The sequence below is a fragment of the Acidimicrobiales bacterium genome, assembly GCA_041394245.1.
Taxonomy (GTDB): Bacteria; Actinomycetota; Acidimicrobiia; order Acidimicrobiales; family Aldehydirespiratoraceae; genus JAJRXC01.
Map to the genome: position 1 here is coordinate 277,543 of JAWKIR010000004.1, position 20,801 is coordinate 298,343.

Sequence of the window (20,801 nt, forward strand, 5' to 3'; positions counted from 1 at the left end):
TCTGCGGGGGCGCTCCGATAGCGTGGATGCATGACCACGGTCTTTGCCAACCCTGACGAACTCCTCGATGCGGTGGGGCGAGATCTCGGCGCCAGCGAGTGGATCACGATCGAGCAGGATCGGATCAACCAGTTCGCCGAGGCGACGGGCGACCACCAGTGGATTCACGTGGATCCGGTCGCCGCAGCCGAGGGCCCGTTCGGCGCCACGATCGCCCACGGCTACCTCACCTTGGCGCTGACCAACCAGTTCCTCCCCGAGGTCATGCGGGTCGACGGCGTCTCGATGGGCATCAACTACGGGACCAACAAGGTCCGGTTCCCGCAACCGGTCACCGTCGGGAGTCGCGTGCGGGCAACGGCGACGGTCACCGAGGCCGAGGAGATCGCCGGCGGGGTGCAGGTGGTCGTCACCATCACTGTCGAGATCGAGGGTCAGGCGAAGCCTGCATGCGTGGTCGAGTCCGTGAGCAGGTTCCTCCGATGAGTGAAAGGGTTGGCTGATGGCAAAGCGAAAGCGCCGCAACGGCCCCGTGTCGAGAGTTGCCCCCTCGTTGCCGCCCGTCACTGCCGGGCTCCTGAGTGCGACGCGTCGGGTGCCCGCCGAGATCGCCCGACCTCCCTACGCCGTGTCGGGCAACCCCGGTCCGTCCGTGAGCCCGCTGACCCGCACGCCCGAGGAAGCCGAAGCGATGCGCCGCACCGGTGCTACCGCGGCCGAGATTCTCCTGCGGGCCGGCGAGATCGTCAGGCCCGGGATCACCACCGACGAGATCGACCGGGTTGTGCACGATCTCAGCATCGAGGCCGGTGGCTACCCGAGCCCGTTGAACTATCGCGGCTACCCCAAGTCCGTGTGTACATCGGTCAACGAAGTGATCTGCCATGGCATCCCCGACTCTCGCCCCCTCGCCGACGGTGACATCATCAACATCGACGTCACCCTGTATCGGGAAGGTGTTCATGGCGACACGTCGGCGACCTTCCTCGTCGGCGATGTCGATCCCGAGTCGGTGCGTCTCGTCGAGGTCACGATCGAGTCGCTGAACCTCGCTATCGCTGCGCTCACTCCCGGCTGTCCGGTCCGTGACATCGGCCAGGCGATCGAACGCCATGCGTCCAAGCACCGCCTCGGTGTCGTTCGTGAGTTCATCGGTCACGGCGTGGGGACCGAGTTCCACACGAGCCTCCAGATTCCGCACTACTACGACCGACGGTTGACCACGCCGCTCGAGGTCGGCACATCGTTCACGATCGAGCCGATGCTGACCCTCGGGGATCCCGAGGGGGTCATGTGGGACGACGGGTGGACTGCGGTGACCATGGACGGCACGCGCACCGCTCAGTTCGAACACACCCTGTTGATGACGGAGAAGGGGGCCGAGCGCCTGACCGTCACGGCCGCCGGCGAGTGCGCTCACGACCGCTGGCGCACCGCCACCGTCTGACACCTCGCCGGAGCCGCAGGTGACACCGGACGCGCGACTTCTCTGCGCGACCTAACGTCGAGGCTTGTGGGACGTCCCCCATCGCGACAGGAGAATCCACATGGCCAAGATCGAGACCATCGAAGGAATCGGTGCCAAGCACCGCACGCAGCTGGCCAAGGCCGGAGTGTCGACCACACAGGGTCTGCTGAAGGCCGGCGGCGACAAGAAAGGCCGCAAGGCGCTGTCGGCGGCCTCGGGCTGCACCGAAGCGCAGATCCTCGGGTGGGTGAACCGCGCCGACCTGATGAGGGTGCGAGGAGTGGGAGAGGAGTACAGCGATCTTCTCGAGGCCGCGGGGGTCGACACGGTCAAGGAACTCCGCACCCGCAAGCCGGCAAATCTCCACGAGAAGATGCTCGCGGTCAACACGGCCAAGAAGAACCGACTCGTGCGGCGCCCGCCGTCGCTGTCCGAGGTCGAACGCTGGGTGGCTCACGCCAAAGAACTGAAGCCTGCGGTCAGCCACTGACCAACGAGAAGCGGACGACCCGCTCGTCGGGCAGCGCTTCGTCGAGGCGGACCGTGATCTCCGAGCCGAGGGCGAGACCTTCGGCGGGGAGCCAAGCGACCACTGCAGGGTCGCGCAACTGCACCCGCCCGCGCCCACGGTCGCCGTCCACATCCGTGACGATTGCGTGGAACTGGTCGCCGACTCGTGGCGCGAGCACCGTCGCTTCGACGAAGTCGATCACCGCCCGCTCCAGATTCCGGTCTCGCTGACCGGCTGCGCCCATCAACTTCGGTAGCTCCTCGAGCGCCTCCACCGCCCACGACGGCGGCACGCGATCAGCACAGTGCGCCACCACGATCTCGTTCGCGAACCGATCGCACAGGCGCCGCAGCGGAGCGGTCACATGGGCATAGGTCGAGGCAATCGCCGAGTGAAGCGGATCTGGGGGGAGTTGGTGGTCGTCGAACGCCACATAGCCGGCACCGCGAAGCCCACGCGCAGCCTGGCTGAGCAACGCGGCTCGCCCCGGTGTGTCGGGTCGTAGTTCCCGAACCCGTTCTGCGTAGCCGACATCGTCGGGCCACTCGACGCCGAGGGCCCGTGCCGTGCGGCGAATCTGATCGACCGTCCCCTTCTCCGGCACGGGGAGCGTCCGGAGAAGACCCACACCCGCGTCGATCATGATGCGGCTGGCAGCGATTCCGGTCAGCAGCGAGACCTGGGCGTTCCAGTCTTCGACCACGAGGCTCTCGTCGTACTCGAGTGCAAAGGTCCCGTCCGGGTGATGGACGACCTCCTGCGCCGGCAACGCCAGGCTCACGGCGCCCCGCTCGCGTTCGAGGGAGAGTCGGCGTTCGCCGATCGTCTTCAGGAGTCGGAGTGATGCCGACGCGGATCCGTCGTCGATGCGTCGTTGCGCTTCGGCATAGCTGAGCTGAGCGGTGTTGACGACCCGCGCTCGTTCGAGATGGGCGTGGACGAGCTGACCCGATTCGTCGAGGTCGATGGTCCACAACAAGGCCTGGCGTTCCTGTCCTTCGAGCAGGCTTCCGGCGTCCTCGTTGATGGACTCGGGGTGCAGCGATGTGCGCCTGTCAGGGCTGTAGAGCGTGAGGCCACGGGACCGGGCTTCGAGATCGATCGGCCCGCCCGGTGGCACCAACGCCGCGACATCGGCGATCGCGTAGTGGACGCGGTGCCCATCACCACGAGCCTCGGCCGCGAAGGCCTGATCGAGATCGCGTGACCCTGGCGGATCGATGGCGACCAGTGGGATGTCGCGGGCGTCCCGAACCGAGCCGGATGCGCCGGGAGGGATTCCCGGCCCGGCCTGGCACGCGTCCGCCGCGGCTTGTTCGACATGGGTAGGAAAGGCCGGCGGTATGTCGAGTTGTTCTCGGATGCGACGGAATCCCGAAACCATCGCCGGGTCGGGCGGGCATCGGACTGCTTGGCTCGGCACGGCGGCGACACTAGCGGCCGACTCAGCGGGTGTTCGCCCTTCCGGGTCGAGGCAACTCGATCCAGATCTTTCCGGGGAGGATGGCCGCTTCGCTGCCGCTCGACAGCGTGAAGTCGGTCTGGTCGGCGAGGCTCTGGCGGGTCCATGTGGTCGGCACGAGCTGTCCGGCGGTGAGCACCCAAGCCTGGCCGTCACCGACCGTGACGGCCTCGGGTGACGCTGCATCGGCACTCGACGCGACATAGTCGACGAATTGGACGACGACGGTGGTCGGAGCGACTCTGACGCCATCGGCGTCGACGGTCGGCTGCCCGTCCTGCGAGCGCTCCCAGCCGGTTCCGTTCCACGAATAGTCGACGCTCGAGTTGCCGTAGTTGATCGTCGCTCCTGCGATCGGCCGAGCCTCCGACGGCAACTCCTGGCCGGCAGGGCGGAACTGGAAGATCGGGCTCGGTGTGCCTGCGCCCTCGAGATCTCGACCGACCACCCAGAGGTTGAACGCGTTGGTGAAGAGGTTGTGCGGTGCCTGGCGGCTCGACTCGCGGTAGTAGGAGCCGCTCTGTGCGTTGACCCCGACATCGACGAGGGTCGAGTTTGCCAGCGCGCCGCGTGCCCCTCGGTTGCCGCCCGAGTTCGCGAAGAGGGGGCCGTTGAACTGGGCGAGAAGATCGAAGTCGCCAGTGCGCATCGATCGAACCGGGCCGACGACATCAGCACCTTGGGAGTGGAAGACGGCAGCGAGCCGAGTGAGGCCGCCCTCGACCTCCTCGACGAACACGATGTCGGCCTGGTTGATGCCCGCCTGGGGGCGAGCAGCCGAGACATTGTCGATCTTGACGGCGAGGGCTGGTCGCGTCGGATCGTCGAACGTGCTCATGCCGGTCAGCACGGCACGCGCTTCGAGCGCCTTGAGCTCGTCGATCCGACGTTGGATCTCGGTCAGCTCGTCGGCGAGCTCGCTCCGGCGGACACCGCCGGTGCGACGTGCCTCGATCGCGTCGGCGAGGGCTGCGCCGGTCGCGCCGAGTCGATCGCGGGTGGTCGCGAGATCGTCACCGAGGTCGGCGAGCCGGGCATCGATCACCGCCAGCCGGTCCATGGTGTCGTCGATCACCGACTCGTAGAGGGCGCGGCGGCGGCTCGGCTCGTCGTCGCCCTCGAGCGTCAGGATCTCGTTGAGGAGCTCGTTCTGGCGTGGATCGCCGCGGGTGAAACCGAAGATGGCGATCTGGACCCGTGTTGCTGCCGGTTCCTCTCGGGTGAAGGCGGTCCACTCGATGTCGTCGGCGAGCAACTCGACCTCGACGCGTTGGGTGGCCTGTTCGTCTTCGAGGGCCTTGATCTCGACGGCGAGCACCTCGAGTTCCGCGTCGATCTCGCTGATCTGGACGGTCAGCTCATCACGGCGACGCTCGAGCTCACCGAGTTGCCCCGGGTCGATCTGTGCCCGCGCGGGAGTGGACGCGAGCAGCGCCCCGATGGCGCCGACGCACAACGCGCCCAGAAGTGTCCGATGGTGTCGACGCATGTGGATTCAGCGGTTGGTCAGCGCCCCGCAGGCTCAACCGTACCGGGCGGACTCCAGCCGGTGGGCGCGAGCTCGAATCCGGAGAACTCGAATCCGGGCGAAACCGTGCAGCCGACCAGCGTCCACGCGCCCAGCGATGCGGCCGACTGCCATTCGTCGGGGGCAACGACCGCCTGCGGACGTTCGCCCGCAGCGAGGTCGGGGCCGAGAATTCGACGCTCGCGGCGACCTTCGCCATCGGCCGTCGACAACGCGAGTGGGGCACCGGCGTAGTGATGCCAGATCTCCGTGGCGTCGACGCGATGCCAATGGGAGGTCTCTCCCGCTCGGAGCATGAAGTAGATGGCCGTACCGCTCGCTCGCTCGCCGTCGGGTGCGGGGGCCCGCCAGGTCTCAGCGAAGCGGCCGCCCTCGGGGTGCGGTTCCAATCCGAGGAGCGCGATCACATCATCGGGGCCGAGGCGCGGGTCGCTCATGCCCCGATCGTGGCAGGTACGGTCGGGCATGGCCACGACCGCGCACGTCATCGAGTTCACGAGGGACGACACGTCACCGGTCATCGCCCGCATGCAGCAGCTCGAATCGCTCGGATCCGGTTGGATCAATCTCGGCCCCGGACTCACCCCGGAGGACTTCTCGACGCTCCCGACGCAGTCGACGGTGGGGAAGTGGATTTCGGGTCGGGGGCCGGCGGTCCCGATGGCGACGTGGACGCCGGCATCGCCGAAGGGGCGAGCCCGTTCGGCCAACATCGGGATCGCCCACGGAACCGGACCGAACGCTCTGGACCGTTTGGCCGACGCAGGCGTCGCACTGCCGTCCGGATGGCAGAAGCGTCAGGACCACGCCAAGAACGGCATCGTCGCAGCGTTGCCCGACACTGTCGACCACGCCGGGGTCGTCGATTGGGCGCTGCGGGCCATGGTGGTGCTGTCGCCGCGGGTCGCGATCGGTGACGAGTGGATCGCAGAGGTGTTCGGCGCGGATTGAGGGGTCAATCGTCGGTCGGTTGCGTCCACGCCCGATCGAAACTCACCCGGACGACCAGGTCCGGTCCGTCGCCGTCATGGCCGTCGTGACAGGCCAGACCGAGGTCGTCGCCTTCGTCGTCGACATCGATCCAGGCTTCACCATCCCAGGCCTGCATGAGATCGCCGTCTTGCCAGACATTCCACATGCGGAGATCGCCGGCCTCGCTGGTCGCGAGCGACACCTCGGCGGGGGCGGTGTCGGCCCAGAGCACGATCCTCGTCGACGTGACGTCGCCGACAACGAGTTCGTGATCCGCATCCAGCACCAGTCCCTGCGGCCGTTCGTCCGACGCCGACGCGCGGGTCACCGTGATGGTCGTTTCGGCCGCCGTGCCGACCACGACGAACTTCCGGGGGTTCATGTCGATGTTCCGAACGGGTCGATCGGTTCGCTTCCCCAGCTCGCTCGACCGGTCTCGATGTCGACCGCCGCGCGTTCGTGGCGGCCCGTGATCGGATTGACTCGCCGTGGGGCCTTCCCCGCAGCGAGCCGGGAGCGGTTCTCCTCGCTCCATGCCCCCACCAGCCCGTGGTTCTTCCACACGCGGGACCGGATCGTTCCTGGGGCGGGTTCGGTGCCGCGGGCCGTGAGTGCCAGCGGATCGCCACCGACACTCCATCCCGGAGCCGGTTCGTCGTCGTCGACGTCGTCGTCGGCCTCGTCGGCCTCGTCGTCGTCAGGCTCGTCGGCCCCGTCGATGTTGGGGAGGGGGTCGCCGATGATGGCGGTGCGATCGATCGACGCGATCTCGCGGGACGTGACATCGACCGCGATGCGCTCGTCGACCACGAGCGCATCGTCGAGTTGGCGAGCGCGAGTCTCGTGCTCACTCGTCCAGGTGAAGCGCAGGCTCGAAGCGCCGTAGGCGTCTCGGAGCGCAGCGCGCACCGAAGCATCGTCCTCGAGTCGACGTCGAGCGCGTTCGGCCTTTCGCGTCGCTCGGTCGTTCGGTGGACGCTCACCCTTGGGTCGGAAGGCGCCGCGGTTCGGGTTGCCGAGCCAGTCGAGCGCGATCAGGACCGCGAGAAGCACTATCCATCCGAGCACGAACGAATAGACGACGCGATCGGGTGACATCTGGTCAGCCGCTCCCGAGTGAGGTGACGGCATCGACGATGATGTCGATCACGGCGGGCGCATCGACACCGCGCAACACGTCGATGTCGGCCGGGCCCGGTGCGTCGTGTCGGATGTCGACGACCGTCATCCCGCGGGTGTGGGTTCCGTGGAGCTCCACCTCGACGGTGTGGCGCGAGCCCTCGAAGAGTTCGGGATTGGTGACGGCGATGACCGCGCACGCATCGTGGATCGGCGCGCCCGCCCACCCCCGGATCTCGCCGGCGCGTTCGACGGCGTAGTCGAGGAGATCGGCGGCCAGTCGGGCGGGCGCGGTGTCGGCCGCTCGCATCGCGTCGCGTTCGCTGCTTCCGAGCAGGACCTGGTGGGTCACGTCGAGTCCGACCATGGTGATCGGCCCTCCGTCCCGAAAGACGATGGCTGCGGCCTCGGGATCTGCCCAGATGTTGAACTCGGCCGCCGCGGTGACGTTGCCGCCCGTGGCCGCTCCACCCATGATGGTGATCCCGCTCAGCAGCGACGGCAGTGACGGGTCTGCCTGCAACGCCAGAGCGATGTTGGTGAGCGGACCGATGGGCACCAGGTGGAGACCGTCGACCGATCGGGCCATGTCGAGAATGAACGTCACCGCGTCGTCTGAATCGATCGAACGGGAGACCGTCGGGATCGACACCGACCCGAGTCCGGTGGGTCCGTGCACGTGGGCGGCGTCCATCGGATCGTTGACGAGGGGACGAGCCGCCCCGCGATGGACGGGCACGGCGAGGCCGGCGACCTCGGCGACGGCCAAAGCGTTGTGCGTCGTGTGATCGATCCCCACATTGCCGTTGACGGTCGTGATGCCCACGAGGTCGGCGATGTGCGCGGCGGTCAGCAGGGCGATCGCGTCGTCGAGACCCGGGTCGCAGTCGATGAGCATCGGCACGTGGGACATGGGGAAAGGGTACGTCGCGTCGGCGGTTCGACGACCGTCAGCTCAGGAGCGCATCGACCTCGGCCGGGGTCGGCAGCGATGGCTGGGCCCCGGGGCGCAGCGTCGTGGCGGCTCCCACTCTGACGGCCCAGCGCACCGCGTCGACCACATCGAGACCTCTCACGAGGCCGTCGGCCATCGCTGCGCAGAAGGAGTCGCCGGCCGCGGTCGTGTCGACCGGGTCGACCTCGGGAGCAGCGACGTGTTCGACGGCGTCGTCGGTGACCACCAGCGCGCCAGCGGCTCCCAAGGTGACCACGACGACGGGCGAGGGGAGGCGACGGGCGAGCCGCGCGGCAACGGCAGCGTCGACGGGGCCGCTGTGGCCGGTGAGTGTGGCCAACTCGGTCTGGTTCGGAACGAGGATGTCGACCGCGTCGAGGAGTTCCCGAGGAAGCGGGGCGGAGGGCGCCGGTGCGGGATTGAGGATGACGGTGCCGCCGGCGGCGAGCGCGGCCGCTGTCACCGCGCCGACGGGGACCTCGAGCTGGAGCAGCAGCACGGCGGCCTCGGAGACGAGCGTGCCGGCGCGAGCGACGTCGTCGGCGTCGACTCGCCCGTTCGCGCCGGGGCTGACGACGATGGCGTTGTCGCCGTCGGCATCGACCGAGATGAGCGCCACACCGTTGGGTGTGCCGACTGTGGTGATGAGTGCGCTCGTGTCGACCCCGTCGGTTTCGAGGGCGGTGCGCAGCGTGGCGCCGCCCTCGTCGTCGCCGAGCCGCCCGACCATGGCGACCCTGCGCCCGAGGCGGGCCGCGGCAACGGCCTGGTTGGCGCCCTTTCCTCCCGGGATGCGGCGCAGGTCGCCGCCGAGCACGGTCTCGCCGACGAGCGGTACGCGCTCGACGTCGACGACGAGATCGAGGTTGGCGCTCCCGACGATCGTGATTTCCGGGGTGCTCATGGTTTCCTCAGTCGAGCGCGCCCACGAGGGCATGGGCGCGGTCCAGCAGCAGGTCGGCTCGGTCGGCGATCTCCGAGGCCGGTCCGGTCTGACGCATGCCGCCCTGGCTTCCCTGGAGACGGCGGGCGTAGACCCCCTCGACGATGCAGCCCTGCTTCCACCACGAGAACGCCTCGTAGAACGGATAGTCGGACAGGTCGAAGCCGGTGGTCGACGCATAGCGGCCGATGATGTCGGCTCTTCGCGGGAACGCCGCAGCGGTGGTCGGCGGGTCGGTCAGCCAGGTGATGTCGTCTCCCGGGTCGGCCCAGTACTGCGTCGACCACGCGAAGTCGGCGATCGGGTCCCCCGTCGTGCACAGTTCCCAGTCGAGCACTGCCGCGAGCGAGAAGTCGGCGCCGAGCACGACATTGTCGAAGCGGTAGTCGCCGTGTGCCAGAGCGGGGCTCGCCCGTTCCTCGGGGATCCGCGCCGACAGCGCGGCATGGAGCTCGTGAACGACCGGGATCGGGCGGGCGTCGGCCCGTTCGATCTGCGTCTTCCATCGCTTCAACTGGCGGGCGATGTAGCCGTCGTGTCGACCGAGACCGGCGAGACCGACCGCGTCGAGATCAAGTGTGTGGAACGCGACCTGGCCACCGATGAGCGCCTCGGTGGCCCGTTCGGCATCCGCCGGCGAGAGCCGGGCCGCGTCGTTCGCGGTTCGCAGGATCGTGCCGTCGACGAATCCCATCACGTAGAACGGCGCCCCGGTGACACCGACGTCGTCACAGCGTGCCAGGCAGGCGGGTACGGGCACGGCGCCACCTGCGTCGAGGGCGGACATGATCCGCCATTCCCGATCGACATCGTGGGCGGTCGCGAGCGTCGTGCCCTCCGGTGGTCGTCGGAGCGCGAACACCCGACCCTGCGCGTCGAGCACGCGATAGGTCAGGTTCGATCCGCCGGCCGCGATCAGCGAGTACTCGAACGGACCGCTGGCATCGAGATGCTCGTCGAGCCAGCGGCTGACGGCCGCGGTTTCGAGGCCCCGCGCGCCCCCGGTCTCGCTCATCTGACGCTGCGTTCTACTTGACGATGCCCTCTTCGAGTTCGTGGAGTCGTTTGACCGCACCGACGAGGATCTTCTTCGCCAGCTTCGAACTCTCGTCGAGCATCGAGCTGAACTCGCGGCGATTGAGCGCCTCGACGACCATGTCGGTGTCGGCGGTGACCGTCGCGGTGCGAGGAACGCCGGCGATGACGGCGAGTTCCCCGAAGAAGTCGCCGGGTTTGAAGTGGGCGATGACGCGGCCATTGCGACGCACCGTCGCCTCGCCCTCGGCGATGATCATGAACTCGCGACCGGGCTGACCCTGCACGGTCAGATCGCGGCCGGCCTTCACGGTGATGGGCGTCATGTACGACGCGACCTTCTTGAGTTCCTTCTTCGTGAGCTCCGAGAAGAGTTCGATTTCGGCGAGCTGCTCGATGAGCGCCATGGCTACCTCCCGGCAGGCCCGATGCCTGCGTTCTCCCGTGATGTCATAGCACCTGTGTCACGTCGAGGTCAGAAAACCGCGACCGGCACGACGGGCGCGCCGGTGCCGCCGACGAACGGCTCAGGGGTGGCATTGAGGAAGAACGTGTGGCGCCCGTACTCGTTGCAGACCTGCGCGAGTTCCTCGAGATGCCAGTTCTGTCCCTGAGTGAACCCCATGTCGACGATGGCCAGACAGTGCACGGCGAGTGCGTTGTCCCAGTCGGATGGTGGGAACACTTCGAACATGTAGGTGTCGGTCGCCGCGGCCGCGATGTCGTTGCGGCGGAACCATCGCACGGCGTCGATTCCGGGTCCCGGACTGTCGGCGGTGCCCGCTTCGCCCATCGTGTAGGTGTGGGCGCTTCCCCCCAGGTAGTACTGCATCCGACCCGTGCGGATCAGCACGATGTCGCCCGACTGGATGTCGACGCCGGCCCACTCGGCGGCCGCATCGAGGTCGGCCCCGGTGACCTCGTGGTTGTCGGGCAACCGGCCGAGCCCCTTCGAACCGGCGATGTCGAGCAGGACCCCGCGACCGACGAGCGCCTTCACGTGCTCGATCCCGAGCACCGTCGAGCCGTCGCGTGCCGTGATGGTCGATGCGGGAATGCCGTTGTAGAGCTTGTGGTCGTAGCTCACGTGCGAGAGTCCGTCCCAGTGCGTGCCCGCCTGCAGTCCCATCGTGACCATGTCGTCGGAGAAGTGCGGCACCATGCCGTTGCCGTCGGCGTCGCCGAGATCCGCATGGTCGATCGTTCCCATGACATGGACCGGATTGATGCGAGTGGGGATCTGCCCGATCTGGACACCGTCGTGCTTGAGGTCGATCGCCAGTGAGATCGCCCGCCCGTGTTCGACCGATGCCGCGGCTGCGGCGATGGCTTCGGGAGTGATCAGGTTGAGCGTTCCGATGCGGTCGTCGTCGCCCCACCGGCCCCAGTTGCGGACCTCGGCGGCGACCTCGTGGAAGAAAGCGTTGAACGACATGGGCGGGAGCGTAAACCAGCTCGGCGCCGCCCCGCAGACTCGAATCCGTACTAACTTCCGCTCAGATACGAAATGAGCGGGCTCTACCTCTTCTTCCTCGCCGTCGGGGCGCCGTTGTTGCTCTGGATGGTCTTTGTCGGGGATTCCGACGGCGGCGACGGCTTCGGTCTCGATGGCGACAGCGAGCTCACCGTGCTGCCGTTGTCGGCCATCGCCGCCTTCATGGCGACCTTCGGTGGCATCGGGGTGATCGGAGAGCTGACCGGAGCCGGCTTTCTCGCCACCTTCGTTCTCGCGATCGTGCTCGCGCTGGGCGTGGGCTACGCCAGTCATCGCCTGTTCAAGTGGATCAAGACCCCGGGTGCGTCGAGCGAGGTGACCGACGCCGAACTCGAGGGAAAGATCGCGCGGGTGTCGCTCCCCATCAGCGGCGAGTTCCGCGGCAGGATCGTGCTCGACGTTGCCGGTGCTCGCGAACAGATGACCGCGTCGCCCTTCGACGGCTCGGCGATCGATGTCGGCGAACCGGTCGTGATCGTCCGGATCGAACACGGCGTGGCGCTCGTGGCACCGATGACCCCCGATCTCTCACTCGAATGACCGACAATCCTCGGCGGCATGGGCCGCCTCGTGAACGCGTCGTAGACGCAGAAGGAATCTCCACATGGGACTCATAATCGGCGCAGCACTCTTGGTGGTCTTCGTGTTGCTGGCGATCATCTCGATCGCGAGCTCGGTGCTGGTGATCTGCCCGCCGAACCAGGTCGCCATCATCACGGGGCGCAAGCGGGTGCTCTCCGACGGTCGGACCGTCGGCTACCGGATCATCAAGGGTGGTCGGGCCTACAAGATGCCCATCTTCGAGCAGGTGGCGTGGATGGATCTCAACACCATCCCGCTCGAGGTCTCGGTCACCAACGCGTACTCGAGAGGCACGATCCCGCTCAATGTGCAGGGCATCGCCAACGTCAAGATCTCGAGCCGGGAGGGTGTCCTCGAGAACGCGGCGGAGCGTTTCCTCAACGTTCCGAACGCCTCCATCGGCCAGATCGCCAAGGAGACCCTCGAGGCCAACCTCCGGGGCGTGCTCGCCACGCTCTCGCCCGAGGAGGTCAACGAGGATCGGCTGAAGTTCTCCCAGCAGCTGATCGACGAGGCCGACGACGACATGAAGACGCTCGGGCTCGACCTCGACGTCATGAAGATCCAGAACGTCACCGACGACAACCTCTATCTCGAGTCGGTGGGTCGGCGACTCACCGCCGAGGTCGTGAAGGAGGCGCGCGTCGCGGAGGCGAATCGACAGTCCGAGTCGGAGCGGGCCGAGGCCGACGCTCGTCAGCTCGCCGAGATCGCGACGGTCCAGGCGCAGCGGAAGATCGTCGAGGAGCAGAACATGCTCCGCGTCCGCACCGCCGAGCTCGACGCTGTTGCCCGGGCCAAGGAAGAGGAAGCCGCGGTCGCCGGCGACATCGCTCGTGCGGTCGCCGAGCAGGACCTCGAGCAGCAGCGCATCGAGTTGGAGCGGCGCCGACTCGAAGCGAACGTGGTCACGCCTGCCCGCGCCAACCTCGAGGCCAAGCAGCTGTCGGCTCAGGCCGATGCGGCCAGGATCATCGAGGACGGCAAGGCCCAGGTCGAGGTGTTCCGCCGGCTGACCGAGCAGTACAAGGAGGCCGGCGACGACGGCCAGCGGATCTTCGTGCTCAACATGCTTCCCGAGCTCGTCGACAAGATCGTCTCGACCGTCAGTGGCATCTCGATCGACCGGGTCGCGGTCGTCGACGGCGGAGGCGGCGGTGGCGGCGGTGGCATCCCCGGCCTGGTCTCACAGCTCCCGGCTGCAGTCGTGAGCCTCACCGAGCAGATCGAGGCGGCCACCGGCGTCGACATCTTGAAGAGCATGCGACCGGACGACGCGCCGGCCGTGAATGGCGATGACGGTCCGAGTGGATCCGAACTTCCCCCGCCGCCGCCTCCGGCACCGGGTGACGAGTAGCCGCTACCGGGCCAGCCGTTCGAGCAGGGCACGGTCGAGCAGCTCGACCCGGCCCCGACCCACCACGATCGCCCCCTCGGCCTCCGCGGCTTTGAGGGGGCGATTCGCCGTCTGGCGACGAGTGCCGGCCATTGCCGCGATGTCTTCCTGACGCACCCTGATGACGATGGGGGTCGTTCCCTCGTCGAAGGCATCGGCGAGCCTCAGCACGACGCGCAGGACCCGGGTATCGACGGACGTGAAGAGCACTTCCATGAGCTGCGCCATGGTCTCGGCCAGCTTCTCGGCGAGGATCTCGAGGAGCCGGCGATCGACATCTGGATCGGCCCGTCGGAGTTCGTCGAGGCGGGCTCGGGGGAGTGAGAGGGTCTCGGTCGGCTCCAGGGCGGTGACCTTGGCCGTACGTCGTCCGTCGCCGACGATCGCCAACTCGCCCAGCACCTCACCAGGGCCGCGCACCGCGAGGGCCGCGACATCGCCGCGGACCGTCGACACCTCGACCAACACTCGGCCCTTCTCGATGACGTGGAACGTGTCGCCGATCTCGCCCTCGTGGAAGATCGGTTCGTCGCGGGCGTATCGCCGCCGGACCATCTGCTGCCGCCAGGCCGGACCTGCGGGTCCGAGCTCCTCGAGGAATCCGACCATGGGCGAAGCGTACCGGTTCCGCTGTTCGCGGATTTCGCGAACCCGGTGGGCGTCCGGCACACTTTCAGGCCATGTCCACTTCGGCCGAGACGACCACCCCGCCCCGCGGGGCCGACGGAAAGGCGGCTCGCCGCGTCCGTGTGGTCGAGGCGGCGATGAACCTCGCCGCAGAAGGCGGCTACGAAGCGGTCCAGATGCGCGAGGTCGCCGACGCGGCCAATGTCTCGCTCGGAACGATCTATCGCTACTTCGGTGGGAAGGACGACCTGTTGCTCGCCGGACTCGCCGGGTGGGTCCATGTGCTGCGGCGCCAGATCGATCCCGACGCCGTCGGCGAGGAGTCGGCCGCCGACCGTCTTGCGAGGGTGCTCGGGCAGGCGGCGCAGGCGGCGGAAGGCGCACCCGTTCTCATGACGGCGCTCATCACCGCCCTGAGCACGACCGACCCGGAAGCCAAGCAGTACAAGCTTCACATCGAGTCAGAGGTGCGGGCGATGATCGTCAGCGCGATCGGCGACGCGCCAGGGGTCGACGCAGTCGGCATCTCGCGTGTGGTCGGTCATGTCTGGTTGTCGGCCATCACCAGATGGGTCGGCGGCCTCGCGGAGCCGGGCAGTGTCGAGGCCGAGCTCCGCCATGCCGTGACGATGCTCATTCCGGGCGCGTCGCCCATTCCGGGCGCGTCGACCGGCTGACCCGACTCGGCCGGTTCAGTTGGCGCTGAGCGCGTGATCGAACGCGGCGGCCTCTCGCGGTTCGGAGAAGAGGAAGCCCAGCGCCTGGTCGCAGTCGAGCTCGCGGAGCACTGCGAGCTGGTCCTCCGACTCAACACCCTCGGCGATGACGATCAGGCCGAGCGCGTGCGCCAGGTCGATGATCGCCGCCACGATGGTGGCGGCAGCGTGGTCGGAGGCGAGACCCGAGACGAACGACCGGTCGATCTTCAACACGTCGAGGGGGAGGCGTTGGAGGTAGGCGAACTGTGACCAACCGGTACCGAAGTCGTCGATGCCGAGGCTGATGCCGATGCGCCGGAGCTCATCGAGCTGCTCGGTCGCCGCCTGCGCGTCGTCCATGAGCGCCGACTCGGTGATCTCCAGACAGATCTCGTCGGTCGAGATTCCCGCCGCCGCCACGGTGCGCTCGACGAACGGGACCAGATCGGGATCACCGAGCTGACGGGCCGAGAGATTGACCCAGATCCGGACCGGCTCCTGGTCGGGTGTGCGGTGGACCCGCCACAGCGAAGCCTGGCGGCACGCCTCCTGGATCACCCAGCGACCGAGGTCGACGATGATGCCGGTCTCCTCGGCCAGCGGGATGAACTCGCCGGGCGGCACCAGGCGGCCATCGGGACGCTGCCAGCGGACCAGTGCCTCGAATCCGACGATCCGCCCCGAATCGAGGTCGAGTTCGGGCTGGTAGTGGAGCCGGAGTTCGCCATTGTGCACCGCGCGTCGCAGGGCCTCCTCGGTGTCGATGCGTTCGAGGGCGAGCGACTGGTCGGTCTCGTTGTGGATGGCGAACCGACCGCGGCCTTCGTGCTTGGCCTCGTACATCGCGGTGTCGGCATTCTCGATGATGCGATGGGGATCCTCGGAGCCGATGGACGTCGCGATGCCGATCGATGCCCCGATCTCGATCTCGCGACCCTCGAGCACGAAGGGCTGCGCGAAGGCGTCGAGGATCCGACGGGCGACCGCGGTGGCGCCGCGGGCGCCATCCGTGCCGGCGCAGAGCATCACGAACTCGTCGCCGCCGATACGGGCGAGCGTGTCGCCGGGGCGCACGATCGCCGTGAGCCGCTCGGCGACCTTCGTGAGTGCGGTGTCGCCGACGGGATGGCCGAGCGTGTCGTTGATGGTACGGAAGCCGTCGAGGTCGATGAACAGGACACCGATCGGCTGGTTGGAACGCTCACTGATGGCGAGCGCGTGGGTCATGCGATCGAGCAGCAGGGCCCGGTTCGGCAGGCCGGTGAGCTCGTCGTGGAATGCCTGCTTGATCAGGCTCTGTTCGGTTTCGCGTTGCTCGGTGATGTCGCGACTCGACGACTGGAGCTGTCGAACGCCGCCGTCGGGCGCCAGGATCGGCGTGATCACCGACTCGAACCAGCGGAAGGAACCGTTGCGGTGGCGCAGGCGGTGGCGGAACCGGGTCGGTTCCGAGCCGCGGCGACCGGCGTCGTGGATCGCCTGGACGAGCGCGTCGCGAGTGCTGCTGTGGGCGATGTCGACCGGGTGGGTGCCGAGGAGCGCGGCGGGATCGAGATCGAGCAGTCGTCGACACGATGGCGACAGGTAGGTGAACGCGCCGCTCGGATCGTGGAGGCAGACGAGGTCGGAGGTGTGCTCGGCAACGGCTCGGAAGATGTCTTCCGCGGCCGCGAGCGCCTGGGTGGTGGCCTCGATCAGGGCATCGGTCTCGCGAGTGTCGGCGAGGCCACGCAGCTCCACGAGCAGGAGCGTCACCGAGCGGGAGTCGTCGAGGACCGGGGTGAGCGACACGCGACCGGGACGGGGTGCGGCACCACCGATGTCGATGGTTCGCTGCCCGGCGCGGCCCTCGGCGCCGGCCTCGACCAGCGGTGCCAGCGTCGACGAAGGATCGTCGTTGGCCCAGATGGGGGCGGCCCACAGGGCGCGGCCGCGAATCGAGGAACGTTCGACACCGAGCCCGTCGGTGTTGCCGTTCATGTCGAGAATGGTGCCGTCGAGGTCGACGAGCAACGCCGGACCGGACAGGCGGTCGAGCGCATCCCGAGCGGTGATCGCCCTGTTCAGATCGTCGGTTTCCGGGTCGGTGATCCGAGCCAGACGCGCAAGCACGTCGGCGCGGGATCGGTCGCCGGTCACGGTCGCGGTTTCGCGCTCGTGGGTCACGCCTTGCTCCTGCGTCGGTGGGGACTCCAGCCCGCCGCAACGCTACGCCCAGCGACCCGGTCGAGCGCGGATGCTTGTGACGCGCGGTGTTGGATTCGATCACGCGCGGTGAGGGCGCGGCGAGGCGGTGCCGCGAACTAGGGCACGGATGTGCACCGTGGGTAGTCTCGGCGTCGCACTCGTCCCACCCAACGAACACAGGAGCACACGGCTGTGGCCGGATTCCTCGAAGGCAAGAACATCGCAATCACGGGCGCCGGCGCCGGCATCGGCAAGGCCATCGCCCTGGCCGCTGCGGCCGAGGGCGCCAACATCGTCGTCGCCGACTACGGCGTGTCGATGGACGGCAGTGATCCGTCGAGCGACGTCGCCGACGCGGCCGTCGCCGAGATCGAGGCCGCCGGCGGCAAGGCCGTCGCGGTCGCGGGCGACATCAGCCAGTTCGACGTCGGTGAGGCGGTGGTCGCCGCGGCCGTCGACAACTGGGGCACCATCGACGGCGTCGTCTGCCCGGCAGGTGTCCTGCGCGAGCGGATGCTCTTCAACATGAGCGAAGACGAGTGGGACCATGTCATCGCCGTGCACCTCAAGGGTCACTTCAACATCTACCGGGCCGCGTTCGCCCGCATGCGCAAGCAGGAGACCGGCGGCTCGCTCGTCGGCTTCACCTCGGGTGCGTTCACCGCGTCGACGGCGCAGCCCAACTACTCGGCGGCCAAGGGTGGCATCGTCAGCCTCACCCGTTCGGCGGCCATGACCGCGGCGAGCATCAAGCTGCGCGGCGGACCGGCCATCAACGCCAACTGCATCGCTCCGGTCGCGAAGACCCGGATGAGCGAGAACGTGCCGTTCGAGATCGAGACGGGTGAGCCCGAAGACATCGCGCCGATGGCGATCTATCTGATGAGCGACGCCGGGCGCGAGGTCAACGCGCAGGTCTACACGGTGGTGGGTCGCCGCATCTCGGTGTGGAACCAGCCCCAGGAGCTGCGGACGATGTGGGCCGGTGGCGACCAGTGGTCCCCCGAGGAGATCGCGAAGGTGTTGCCCTCGACGGTCGGTCAGGAACCCAACCCGTTCATCGCCGACCTCGAGCGACGGATGGCCGACATGGCGAAGAACGAGGGCTGACGGTGCCATCGCTTCCCCAGGAGCCCGAGGGTCGCAACCTGCTCGCGGGCAAGCGTGTCGTGGTGACCGCGGCCGCGGGCACCGGCATCGGTTCGGCCGTTGCCAAGCGATGCCTGCTCGAAGGAGCGAGTGTCCTCATCTCCGACATCCACGAGCGACGGCTCGGCGAGACCGCCGACCGACTCGAGGAGGAGACCGGCTCTCGGCCGCTCACCCAGATCTGCAACGTCACCGTGGAAGCCGACGTGCAGGCCCTGGTCGACGCGGCGATCGGCGGTCTCGGCGGGATCGACGTGATGATGAACAACGCCGGACTCGGTGGCTCGGTCCGCCTCGTCGACATGACCGACGAGCAATGGAGCGCGGTACTCGGTGTCACCCTCGACGGCACGATGCGCTGCACCCGCGCCGTGCTCCGGCACATGATCGACGCCGGGATCGAGGGCGCCATCGTCAACAACGCGTCGGTGGTCGGCTGGCGGGCCCAGGACGAGCAGTGTCACTACGCCGCGGCCAAGGCCGGGGTGATGGCGCTGACCCGCTGTTCGGCGATCGAAGCGGCCGAGCACGGCATCCGGGTCAACGCGGTCGCGCCGAGCATCGCGATGCACGCGTTTCTCGCGAAGGTGAGCGACGAAGCGTTCCTCGATCAGCTCTCGCAGCGGGAAGCGTTCGGTCGCGCCGCCGAGCCGTGGGAGGTCGCGAACGTGATGGTTTTCCTCGCCAGCGACCTGGCCAGCTACATGACCGGCGAAGTGGTGTCCGTCAGCAATCAACACCCGTAGTGGCGCTCGGTTCCGGTCGTTGCCGCAGCGAATCGGAATTCCGCGCGAAGTTCTCTCGGTGAATGCTTGCGCGTGACGCATTGCATGCACCACAGTGCTAAACCTTGTGGCGCGAGTCACACGACCGACGTTGGTCACCCCCCTGGAGGAGTTCCCCATGTTCACACGATCTTCACGCTCGAGGATGGCGAAACTGCTCGCCGTGCTCTTGGCGTTCACCCTCTTCGCTGTCTCGTGCGGCGACGACGGCGACACCACGGCGACAGACGACGACACCGATACCGACACCACGACACCGGACGACGGTGTGGCGCCGACGACCTCGCTCGACACTGTCGGAGAGGGTGAGGACGAGGCGACCGAGGACAGCCCCGGCGTTCGTGGCGGCACCCTGCGCGTCGCCGTCGAGGCGCCGTCGGACGGCCTGAACCCGACGGCCAACAACTTCGCGACGTCGGCCTACGTCATGGGTTACCAGATCTACGACCCGCTCTTCTATGTCGACACCGACGGCAACTGGTTCCCCTTCCTGGCGGAATCGGCCACCCCGGTGGGCGACGGTTCCAGCTGGGACATCAAGCTGCGTGAGGGCATCACGTTCCACGACGGCACCCCGCTCAATGCCGACGCGCTGATCGCAGCGTTCGAGGCGACGCTCGCCGACCCGATCATCTCCCTCGCGGTGGTGCCGAGCTATCCGGCCGAGAACCGTCAGGAGAAGCTCGACGAATACACCGTCCGCTACAACCTGATCCGGCCCAGCCAGCACTTCCCGGTCAACCTGACGAGTCAGCTCGGCTTCATCCCGTCGCCCGACTATCTCGCAGCGGCTGCGGACGATCCGGCTCTCGACCAGATGCCGATCGGCACCGGCCCGTTCAAGGTCGTCGAGCGCGAGCAGGGCGTCCGCACGCTCCTCGAGCGCAACGAGGACTACTGGCAGGGCACCGACGACATCTATCTCGACGCGATCGAGGTCTTCCCGATCACCGACACCGTGATCGCCGCGGAGCGGGTCGGACGTGGTGAGCTCGACCTGATCATCACCAGCAACCCCGAGGCCCAGCTGACGCTCGAAGACCTCGGCGTTCCCTTCACGTCGAACCTGCTCGGCGCCGAGGACGACATCATGATGAACACGTCGAAGCCGCCCTTCGACGACATCCGGGTCCGTCAGGCGCTCACCTACGCGACCGATCGCCAGACCTACGCCGACGTGATCGCCCAGGGCACCAAGCCAATGGCCGAGACCATGTTCCACCCCGACCTCAAGTGGAACAATCCCGACATCCAGCAGGTGACCGACAGCCCTGAGCTCGCCGCACCGCTGATCGCCGAGTACTGCGCCGAGGTGCCCGAGAGCTGCACCAACGGCAAGGTCAACATGGAGCTGCAGTACTCGGGTCCGTCGGTCACCCAGACGCTGATCATGGACATCCTGGTCAACGGTTGGGAGGACTACTTCAACATCACCCGCGAGGAACTCCTCCAGACCGACCACATCACCGATGTCGCCTTCGGCAACTACGACGTGGTCATCTGGCGCCAGTTCGGTCAGATCGAGCCCGACAACGAGGTCGTCTGGCTCGAGTGCGCGACCGCGAGTTCGGCCATCGCGCTGAACTGGGTCCGGGTGTGCGACCCGGCCCGCGACGAGTTGTTGTACGAGCAGCGGGCCACCACCGACGAGGCCCGCCGGATCGAGATCTGGAAGGAGATCCAGCAGAACATGTTCGACACCTACTCGTACATCTTCACCTTCCACTCCAACTGGGTCCTCGGGTACAACGACAACGTCAAGAACATCTGTGGCACCACCGGACCCGACGGTGAGGACGTCGTCTGCAACAGCGACGGTTCGATCTTCCTGCACAACGCGTGGATCGAGTAGACGACGGCAGTATCTGACCGAACGACGAGCAACGAGG

At 67.7% G+C, this 20,801-nt stretch carries 22 protein-coding genes; 10 read left to right on the top strand and 12 right to left on the bottom strand.

The features are described from left to right. Positions 1–30 precede the first annotated feature (30 nt). The 3 genes from R2707_20055 to R2707_20065 all read left to right on the top strand — a co-directional run bounded on the left by R2707_20055 (position 31) and on the right by R2707_20065 (position 1,958). Positions 31–486: a MaoC family dehydratase gene (locus tag R2707_20055; protein MEZ5247392.1), complete on the top strand. Its 456-nt coding sequence runs from the start codon at positions 31–33 to the stop codon at positions 484–486. Between the two features lie 16 nt (positions 487–502). Then, complete coding sequence (gene map / locus R2707_20060; protein ID MEZ5247393.1) at positions 503–1,447, top strand: type I methionyl aminopeptidase; 945 nt, start codon at positions 503–505, stop codon at positions 1,445–1,447. A gap of 100 nt (positions 1,448–1,547) precedes the next feature. Continuing rightward, the gene (locus R2707_20065; GenBank protein MEZ5247394.1) at positions 1,548–1,958 is read left to right on the top strand and encodes a DUF4332 domain-containing protein; all 411 of its coding nucleotides are present in this window, start codon (positions 1,548–1,550) and stop codon (positions 1,956–1,958) included. Here the strand turns inward: R2707_20065 and R2707_20070 are convergent. From R2707_20070 to R2707_20080, 3 genes are read right to left on the bottom strand one after another with little or no spacing between them, the layout of a single operon-like run. After that, positions 1,948–3,402, bottom strand: a complete 1,455-nt coding sequence (locus R2707_20070; protein MEZ5247395.1) for an RNB domain-containing ribonuclease — start codon at positions 3,400–3,402, stop codon at positions 1,948–1,950. The two genes, R2707_20065 and R2707_20070, sit on opposite strands and share 11 nt — an antisense overlap. 22 nt (positions 3,403–3,424) lie before the next feature. Further along, the gene (locus tag R2707_20075; GenBank protein ID MEZ5247396.1) at positions 3,425–4,930 is read right to left on the bottom strand and encodes a DUF3048 domain-containing protein; all 1,506 of its coding nucleotides are present in this window, start codon (positions 4,928–4,930) and stop codon (positions 3,425–3,427) included. Positions 4,931–4,947: 17 nt separating this feature from the next. Beyond that, the gene (locus R2707_20080) at positions 4,948–5,406 is read right to left on the bottom strand and encodes a cupin domain-containing protein (GenBank protein MEZ5247397.1); all 459 of its coding nucleotides are present in this window, start codon (positions 5,404–5,406) and stop codon (positions 4,948–4,950) included. Positions 5,407–5,434: 28 nt separating this feature from the next. Between R2707_20080 and R2707_20085 the strand changes: the two genes are divergently transcribed. Beyond that, positions 5,435–5,920 carry a hypothetical protein gene (locus tag R2707_20085; protein ID MEZ5247398.1) on the top strand — a complete coding sequence of 162 codons (486 nt, stop codon included), beginning with the start codon at positions 5,435–5,437 and terminating at the stop codon, positions 5,918–5,920. A gap of 4 nt (positions 5,921–5,924) precedes the next feature. Here the strand turns inward: R2707_20085 and R2707_20090 are convergent, their stop codons facing one another. The 7 genes from R2707_20090 to R2707_20120 form a co-directional block, all read right to left on the bottom strand. Continuing rightward, positions 5,925–6,323, bottom strand: coding sequence for a hypothetical protein (locus tag R2707_20090; protein ID MEZ5247399.1), 399 nt, complete (start codon positions 6,321–6,323; stop codon positions 5,925–5,927). Then, a complete protein-coding gene (locus R2707_20095) occupies positions 6,320–7,039 on the bottom strand; it encodes a hypothetical protein (protein ID MEZ5247400.1) in 720 nt (239 codons plus the stop codon). Before R2707_20095 ends, R2707_20090 begins: the two co-directional genes overlap by 4 nt. Positions 7,040–7,043: 4 nt before the next feature. Next, positions 7,044–7,973: a nucleoside hydrolase gene (locus R2707_20100; protein MEZ5247401.1), complete on the bottom strand. Its 930-nt coding sequence runs from the start codon at positions 7,971–7,973 to the stop codon at positions 7,044–7,046. A gap of 37 nt (positions 7,974–8,010) precedes the next feature. Then, positions 8,011–8,919, bottom strand: coding sequence for a ribokinase (locus R2707_20105; protein ID MEZ5247402.1), 909 nt, complete (start codon positions 8,917–8,919; stop codon positions 8,011–8,013). Between the two features lie 7 nt (positions 8,920–8,926). Next, entirely contained in the window at positions 8,927–9,973 is a 1,047-nt protein-coding gene (locus R2707_20110) for a phosphotransferase family protein (GenBank protein MEZ5247403.1), read from the bottom strand. Between the two features lie 13 nt (positions 9,974–9,986). Continuing rightward, positions 9,987–10,400 (bottom strand): cyclic nucleotide-binding domain-containing protein, encoded by a 414-nt coding sequence (locus R2707_20115; GenBank protein ID MEZ5247404.1) that lies wholly within the window; start codon positions 10,398–10,400, stop codon positions 9,987–9,989. Positions 10,401–10,468: 68 nt separating this feature from the next. Further along, positions 10,469–11,428 carry a cyclase family protein gene (locus tag R2707_20120; protein MEZ5247405.1) on the bottom strand — a complete coding sequence of 320 codons (960 nt, stop codon included), beginning with the start codon at positions 11,426–11,428 and terminating at the stop codon, positions 10,469–10,471. A gap of 72 nt (positions 11,429–11,500) precedes the next feature. Here R2707_20120 and R2707_20125 point away from each other — a divergent pair, with 72 nt between their 5' ends. Beyond that, positions 11,501–12,028: an NfeD family protein gene (locus R2707_20125; protein MEZ5247406.1), complete on the top strand. Its 528-nt coding sequence runs from the start codon at positions 11,501–11,503 to the stop codon at positions 12,026–12,028. A gap of 64 nt (positions 12,029–12,092) precedes the next feature. Beyond that, the gene (locus R2707_20130) at positions 12,093–13,427 is read left to right on the top strand and encodes an SPFH domain-containing protein (GenBank protein ID MEZ5247407.1); all 1,335 of its coding nucleotides are present in this window, start codon (positions 12,093–12,095) and stop codon (positions 13,425–13,427) included. Positions 13,428–13,430: 3 nt separating this feature from the next. Here the strand turns inward: R2707_20130 and R2707_20135 are convergent, their stop codons facing one another. Next, entirely contained in the window at positions 13,431–14,075 is a 645-nt protein-coding gene (locus R2707_20135; protein ID MEZ5247408.1) for a Crp/Fnr family transcriptional regulator, read from the bottom strand. A gap of 71 nt (positions 14,076–14,146) precedes the next feature. On the opposite strand from R2707_20135, the gene R2707_20140 reads away from it, so the two are divergent. Beyond that, entirely contained in the window at positions 14,147–14,770 is a 624-nt protein-coding gene (locus tag R2707_20140) for a TetR family transcriptional regulator (protein ID MEZ5247409.1), read from the top strand. Between the two features lie 15 nt (positions 14,771–14,785). Here R2707_20140 and R2707_20145 read toward each other — a convergent pair whose 3' ends face one another. Then, positions 14,786–16,957: an EAL domain-containing protein gene (locus R2707_20145; GenBank protein MEZ5247410.1), complete on the bottom strand. Its 2,172-nt coding sequence runs from the start codon at positions 16,955–16,957 to the stop codon at positions 14,786–14,788. 213 nt (positions 16,958–17,170) lie between these two features. Between R2707_20145 and R2707_20150 the strand changes: the two genes are divergently transcribed. From R2707_20150 to R2707_20160, 3 genes are all read left to right on the top strand, one after another. Beyond that, positions 17,171–18,088: an SDR family oxidoreductase gene (locus R2707_20150; GenBank protein ID MEZ5247411.1), complete on the top strand. Its 918-nt coding sequence runs from the start codon at positions 17,171–17,173 to the stop codon at positions 18,086–18,088. Between the two features lie 2 nt (positions 18,089–18,090). Beyond that, a complete protein-coding gene (locus R2707_20155; protein MEZ5247412.1) occupies positions 18,091–18,873 on the top strand; it encodes an SDR family oxidoreductase in 783 nt (260 codons plus the stop codon). A 184-nt stretch (positions 18,874–19,057) separates the two neighbouring features. Continuing rightward, the gene (locus tag R2707_20160; protein ID MEZ5247413.1) at positions 19,058–20,764 is read left to right on the top strand and encodes an ABC transporter substrate-binding protein; all 1,707 of its coding nucleotides are present in this window, start codon (positions 19,058–19,060) and stop codon (positions 20,762–20,764) included. The last annotated feature ends 37 nt before the right edge of the window (positions 20,765–20,801 follow it).